The organism is Neisseria sp. 27098_8_158 (genome assembly GCF_041433145.1).
Lineage (GTDB): Bacteria > Pseudomonadota > Gammaproteobacteria > Burkholderiales > Neisseriaceae > Neisseria > Neisseria subflava_E.
This window is the reverse complement of the sequence record NZ_JAPWAZ010000007.1, coordinates 1-6,750: the sequence shown is the minus strand read 5'-3', so window position 1 is coordinate 6,750 and position 6,750 is coordinate 1. Positions and strand designations below refer to the sequence as shown.

Below are 6,750 nucleotides of genomic sequence, written 5' to 3'. Positions count from 1 at the left end.
TGAAGGTCAGGCCTTTAGTGTCAACGGTGGTTTTGGCGTCCACACCTTTTTGGATGTTATCTTTAGTACTTTGAGCAAGATCGATACTGTACTCAGTTGTGACTGCACCATCGGCTGCGGTTGTAGCATTGGAGGTCAAATTCAAAGTATTGGAAACTTGTACCGTTGCTTTATCTGCGCTGACGGTATAAGTGGTTTCTTTGCCTGAAGTTGTCTTATTGACATGCGTGTTGCTGCCTGCCTCCACCTTGGTTGTGGTTTTGGCATTATTGATGGCATTGGCTACATCGCCGACAGTCGCTACACCGGCAGTCGGTGCGGACACTGTGCCATTATTATCGACAGACAATGAGCCTTGAGTGACGTTGATTTGAACTTTTGATGCATTCTCGCCATCGGTGATTGCAACGGTCGTCAAATTGCCATCGGCGTAGTTGACTGTACCGTTGTTGTTGATACGGGATTTGTCTGTACCGTTTTGTTGGATATTGTGTCCAACATTGTTCATAACGGTGTACAGCTGGCTACCATTGACCGCATCGGTCGAAGTGGCGGAAATACGGCCTGCGGCAACATTCTGGATTTGGCGTTCATTGCCTGCACTGCCTACAGAAACCGCGCCTGTTTTAGCGGATGAAGAAGCTGCATAGCTGACATTAGTCGTCGTACCGCTATCGTTTTTGAATGTTGCATTTTTAGCTGTTGCATCAAAATTATTGGCAGTGCCAACAGCACCATTACCCAATGCAACAGAGCTACCAACCGTAGTCGTCGCGCCACTACCCAAAGCAACTGAATCGCTTCCAGTCGCTTTTGCATTATTACCGCCGGCAAAACTATTCTGCCCGGCAGCTTGGGCTGAGGAACCAATAGCGGTGGAATAAAGGCCTGAACTGTTTGCCTGCTTACCAATGGCGATAGAATAAGCTTGCGTTGTCTGCGCCTGATGACCGATTGCAACAGAATCATCACCGACTGCATTGGACAAATAGCCCATTGCCGTACCGTTATTTTGTGCCGCTGCCCTTGCACCGACAACGGTTGCATTTTCGTAGTTGGCTCTACTGTGAGCACCGACGACTACAGAGTAATTGTAATTATTTTCCGTATTCAAACCTATGGCGATAGAACCTGTACCGCGGGAATTGGCATTAGAGCCTAAGGCAACAGCGCCAACAGTTCTCGAAGTTACCGTTGCATTTGGACCAACAGCAACAGAATCTTCGCCAAGTACGTTGGCATTATGACCCAAGGAAACACTACCCGTCGCACCAGTGCTTGTTGCCGCATTCGGTCCGATAGCAATCGAATTGGTTGCTTTTGCACCGTCATTGTTCCAGTTTTTCGTACCGTCAGTTTTGCCTTCTTCTGACTTAACAGAGAAATAGCGGACACGCTCAATTGCACTCAAAACGCCATAAAGTTGAGAGCCGTTGATAGCATCAGTAGAAGTAGCAGAAATATCGCCAGGGGATACATTGATGATTTGGCGTTCGTAACCTTTAGAACCGACAGACACAACATCACCGGCATCGGTAGTTTGACCGCCTGCCCAAGTATAGGTTACACCCATAATTTCGCGTTGAACGTATGCCTGACCTTCTTTATCGGTTTTAGAAGCCGTACCCAAAGCCACAGAGTTCAGCAAAGTAGCCTTCGCACCTGTACCCAAAGCTACACCACCAAAGGCAGTGGCCTGAGATTTGGTACCGATAGCCAGAGACAAATCGGCAGATGAATTAGACTGCACACCTAATGCAACAGAACCTTGACCGGCAATAGTATTACCATAAGAACCGCCATACATCGTATCACCAGTCATCTCTTTATAAATATCACGCAGACTTTTACCGCTCAGCGTATATTCACCGGTCTTTGCACCTTTTTCATTATAGTTGATGAATTTATCCGTTGCATTGCCAGAATATCGAGTACCACCTACCGCATCTAAATCATCACCACCAATAGCAACAGATGAATTACCATTAGCCACGACATTACCACCAACCGCAATAGATTGGTCTCCCTTTGCCCACGCACCCTCAGGTCTGCCCTGTTTATCAACACGGTTACCTGAACCAATAGCAATAGACTGAGTTATCTTAGAACTACTTGAATCGCCTACTCGAGCCGTATTACCAATAGCAATATTATTGTGAGTTACATTCACATTCATACTATTTTGGGAGAGAACCTCAGATGCACGTCCAATAGCAATCGTACCAAGGCCGGTTGCATTCGCGTCTGCACCAAGTGCAATAGCACTTGATGGCGCACTACCCGAAGCTGGAGAATTTGCCACTGCACTTTTACCGATGGCAATGGTATTTCCAGTTTGAGCTTGGGCTGAATTACCTATGGCAATAGCGTTACCTTGATTGGCTTGTGCCGTTAATCCTACCCCTAATGCACCAACACCTGTTGCTGTTGCACCGCTGATCGCAGTAGCACTAGTTGTGTTATCAACTTCAATTCGTCCAACCTGAGCAGTTGCCGCATATGCATTGCTTGCCCCAAAAAGAGCTGCCGAAATTACTGTCAATCTGAAAACTGTCGCGATACCATTTTTACCGGATTCGGCAGATACATCTGTACTGTTTTGTTCTGCAGACGATTTCACACGGCCTTTGGCCAATTCGGAAGTTACGACAAAAGATTGAATCGTACGGTTCCAAACAACTTTAAATATCTTATTCATAGGTGTGTCTTTCTCTTTTTATGATAGGTAAAAGCGTGAGCATGAGCATGACGCTACTTTAAGAATTTATGCGGGGGTTTCCCAGCAAAATGCTTATCTCAAGCTGACGTTTATTGTCACTTTGAGACAAAATTTAGGCTTTTGACTATCCCGCAACGGTATAGTATTTCATACTTACAAAATATCCGCTAGTCTAAAATATCAACCGATTATCTTTAATTTTTAAACAAAATCATGACGTTTGAACAGAAAAACCAATCATCAAAAGTTCTCCAGTCATGTTTTTATTAATAAGCGTAATGTTGTATTCCGTCGACAAGTCATCAGCAATCACGGTAATCATGCAAGCATCGTGCCAATTGCTCGGAATTTTATTTAAAATGAATTGTTTTCTAAAAAATGGAAAAGGCCGTCTGAAAGATTTCAGACGGCCTTTGATGAAATGATTTTGAACAATTGCTTAATTGAATAATTTGTTTTTTGAGCTATCAATAAAATTGGCAATATGCTTTTAATACGTCATAGAAAGAATACGTATATCCCTACTTATACAAATGCGGATGGTTTTACAAACCGAATACGGCAATATCGCCCTTGCCTTGACGAATCAGCTCAGTGCCATCAGTCATATCGATAACCGTCGTCGGCTCAGTACCGCACCAGCCGCCATCAATAACCAAATCAACAGCATGCTCAAGACGATCTCGGATTTCGTATGGATCAGTCAATGGCTCTCCGTCTTCAGGAAGCATAAGGGTGCAACTTAAAATAGGTTCGCTCAATTCTTGCAAAAGCGCCAAGGCAGTAGCGTTATCAGGAACACGCAGGCCGATGGTTTTACGTTTGGGGTGAAGCGTGCGATTGGGTACTTCTTTAGTTGCCTGCAGGATAAAGGTGTAGCTGCCGGGCGTAGCTGCTTTGAGCTGGCGGAATTGGGCATTATCTACTTTGGCGTAAGTACCCAATTCGCTCAAATCGGCACACATCAGGGTCAGATGGTGTTTTTGATCGATTTTACGAATCGCGAGAATGCGCTCCATCGCGGTTTTGTCGCCCAGTTTGCAGCCCAGCGCATAGCAGGAATCCGTAGGGTAAACGATGACGCCGCCACTGCGGACAATATCGGCGGCTTGCTTGATGAGGCGGTCTTGGGGATTATCGGGATGGATGGCGAAAAATTGTGCCATGTTTTTTTCCTTATCATTCTAATGGTTTGTTGTTTGACATTTTAAAACTTATTTGGCCGTCTGAATATTGGATTTCCACCACCATGAATGGATTTAGCCTCTGCTACAACACGGCTGCACCCAGTGATACCTTATATATCATTTTGATTTACCGGCCGATATCGAAAGTCAATTTAATACACTATATAATGCATTATTTTGTTTGAAAGTCATCTCAATGCCTGCTTCTTCCCTACCTTCCCGCCGCTTGTCTGTTGCACCCATGCTCGATTGGACAGACAGACACTATCGCTTTATGGCGCGACAAATTACACGCAATGCTTGGCTTTATAGCGAAATGGTCAATTCAGGCGCAGTGGTTTACGGAGATAAAGACCGCTTTTTGAGTTTCAACGAAGGCGAGCAACCGGTAGCTTTACAGCTTGGCGGCTCAGATCCGCATGACTTGGCAATCGCTGCCAAAGCGGCTGAAGCGTATGGCTATAATGAAGTCAACCTAAATTGCGGCTGCCCCAGCCCACGCGTTCAAAAAGGCGCTTTCGGTGCTTGCCTGATGAATGATGTAGATTTGGTGGCAAATTGTTTGAACGCGATGCAGGATGCAGTTGAAATTCCGGTGACAGTCAAACACCGCATCGGCGTAGACAGACAGACAGAATATCAAGTTGTGGCAGATTTTGTGGGAACACTTCGCGAAAAAACAGCCTGCCGCACATTTATTGTCCATGCACGTAATGCTTGGCTGGACGGTTTATCCCCGAAAGAAAACCGCGAAGTTCCGCCACTCAAATATGAATACGTATATCGCTTAAAACAAGATTTTCCCGACTTGGAAATTTTGATTAACGGCGGCATCACTACCAACGAAGAAATCGCCGAACACTTAAAATTTGTCGATGGCGTCATGATCGGGCGCGAGGCTTATCACAATCCAATGCTGATGCGCGATTGGGATGCACTGTTTTACAACGACGCACACGCACCAATCCAATACGCAGACTTAGCAGCTTGGCTATACGCATACAGCCGTGAACAAATCGCCTCAGGACGCGGCACCATCCTGCGCCATATCGTCCGCCATGCACTAGGCTTGATGCACGGCCTAAAAAATGCCCGCACTTGGCGCCGTATGCTCTCAGATGCCGCTTTGCTGAAAGACAACGACGGCAGTCTGATTCTAGACGCATGGAAAGAAGTCGAACGCGCAAATATTTGGGATTAATGGCATATCGTGCGAATAAATGAAAGGCCGTCTGAAACATCCATTTTCAGACGGCCTTTTAAATTACAACAGACTGCTAAAGATATATTCATTTCTCTTTAGCTACTATTACGATTAATTCATCGAATAAACCCAAAACATAATCTAAGCATAAAAAAATGCGGCCTAAATAGGCCGCATTTATTTTGCTTCGTCTTTTCAGACAGCCTTTTCAGGCCGTCTGAAAGTCAGATTACCATTGGTAACCAACTGCTGCGGTAGCACCGAAGTGACCACGTGAGTTGCCGGAAGCAGTACCTTTGATGATCCAGTTACCACCATCGGAGATGCTAGAGAAGCCGACAGCGTAACCGGTTTCACCGCGGTAGTGACCGCCACCGATAGCCAGCATGCTCTTACCTGGCAAGTAAGCTTGTGGCAGACCGGCAGTAGCCAGAGCTTGAGCCACACCTGCGCGGGCGTTGTTGTCAACCTTGTTCACATTGCTGTTCACATCGCCGAATTTTTGGTTCAGCTGGTCAACGTTAACCGCATCGGTACCGTTCTTACCTGGAGCAACATTTTTAATAGTAGTGTTGCCGGCATCGATACCACCTTGGTTGATGGTTACAGGACCTGCTTTCAGTTCGTTAGTAGTAACACTGTTAACGGTCAGATCAGGGTTCAAGCTGACTTTCAGCGCATCGCCGTCTTTCTTAACGAAGATGTTTTGAACTTCTTTCTCTGAAGTCTTACCGGTTGCTTTGTCGAATACTTGAACTTTAGTACCCGCATCACCTTTAATCTGAATAGTGTTATTCAGTGGTTTGGTGATTTCTTTGTTTTCCTCATCACGCAAACCGAAGGTGCCATCAGCATCTTTACCATCTTTACCGTCTTTACCATCTTTCACGGTTGCGGTAGTAGTAGAGATGACTTTACCGTCTTTATCGAAGTTGTTGATAGTAATGGTAGAAGTACCTTTAGCTTCATCACGCTCAACTTTACCTTCAGCAGACTTACCGTTTTCACCGGTATCACCTTTGGCACCGGTTGCACCGTCTTTAACAGTAGTAGTAGTAGTGTTACCGTTACCGTCTTTGATGGTTACAGTGTGAGTACCGTCACCGTTGTCTTTAACTTCGGCTTCAGCATTCTTACCGTCTGCACCAGTTGCACCGGTTGCACCATCTTTAACAGTAGTAGTAGTAGTGTTACCGTTACCGTCTTTGATGGTTACAGTGTGAGTACCGTCACCGTTGTCTTTAACTTCGGCTTCAGCATTCTTACCATCTGCACCAGTATCACCTTTAGCACCAGTTGCACCGTCTTTAACGATGGTAGTAGTGGTTTTACCTTCGCCATCAGTGATGGTTACAGTGTGAGTGCCGTTGCCGTTGTCTTTAACTTCGGCTTTGGCGTTCTTACCGTCTACACCGTCTTTAACGATAGTGGTAGTGGTTTTACCTTCGCCATCAGTGATGGTTACGGTGTGAGTGCCGTTACCGTTGTCTTTAACTTCGGCTTTAGCGTTCTTACCGTCGGCACCGGTATCACCTTTGGCACCAGCAGCACCAGTTGCACCGTCTTTAACGATGGTAGTAGTGGTGTTACCTTCGCCATCAGTGATGGTTACAGTGTGAGTGCCGTTGCCGTTGTCTTTA

Annotated in this window: 4 protein-coding genes; 1 reads left to right on the top strand and 3 read right to left on the bottom strand. The window is 45.7% G+C overall.

Annotation, left to right across the window (positions count from 1 at the left end; translation table 11 throughout):
- Together O3681_RS10980 and O3681_RS10975 are read right to left on the bottom strand one after the other, a co-directional pair.
- The coding region (locus O3681_RS10980) for an ESPR-type extended signal peptide-containing protein (RefSeq protein WP_371459956.1) at window positions 1–2,698 on the bottom strand (2,698 nt) is incomplete at its 3' end.
- Window positions 2,699–3,264: 566 nt separating this feature from the next.
- Entirely contained in the window at window positions 3,265–3,885 is a 621-nt protein-coding gene (locus O3681_RS10975) for an L-threonylcarbamoyladenylate synthase (protein ID WP_371459955.1), read from the bottom strand.
- A gap of 217 nt (window positions 3,886–4,102) precedes the next feature.
- Here O3681_RS10975 and dusA point away from each other — a divergent pair, with 217 nt between their 5' ends.
- The gene (gene dusA, locus O3681_RS10970) at window positions 4,103–5,107 is read left to right on the top strand and encodes a tRNA dihydrouridine(20/20a) synthase DusA (RefSeq protein ID WP_371459957.1); all 1,005 of its coding nucleotides are present in this window, start codon (window positions 4,103–4,105) and stop codon (window positions 5,105–5,107) included.
- A 232-nt stretch (window positions 5,108–5,339) separates the two neighbouring features.
- Here the strand turns inward: dusA and O3681_RS10965 are convergent.
- Window positions 5,340–6,750 (bottom strand): YadA family autotransporter adhesin (locus O3681_RS10965; protein ID WP_371459954.1); only part of this gene is annotated, 1,411 nt, incomplete at its 5' end.

What these genes read in the sequence shown, in the direction of transcription:
- dusA (WP_371459957.1), top strand. Translation starts at nt 4,103, where the DNA reads ATGCCTGCTTCTTCCCTACCTTCCCGCCGCTTGTCTGTTGCACCCATG.
- O3681_RS10975 (WP_371459955.1), bottom strand. Translation starts at nt 3,885, where the DNA reads ATGGCACAATTTTTCGCCATCCATCCCGATAATCCCCAAGACCGCCTC.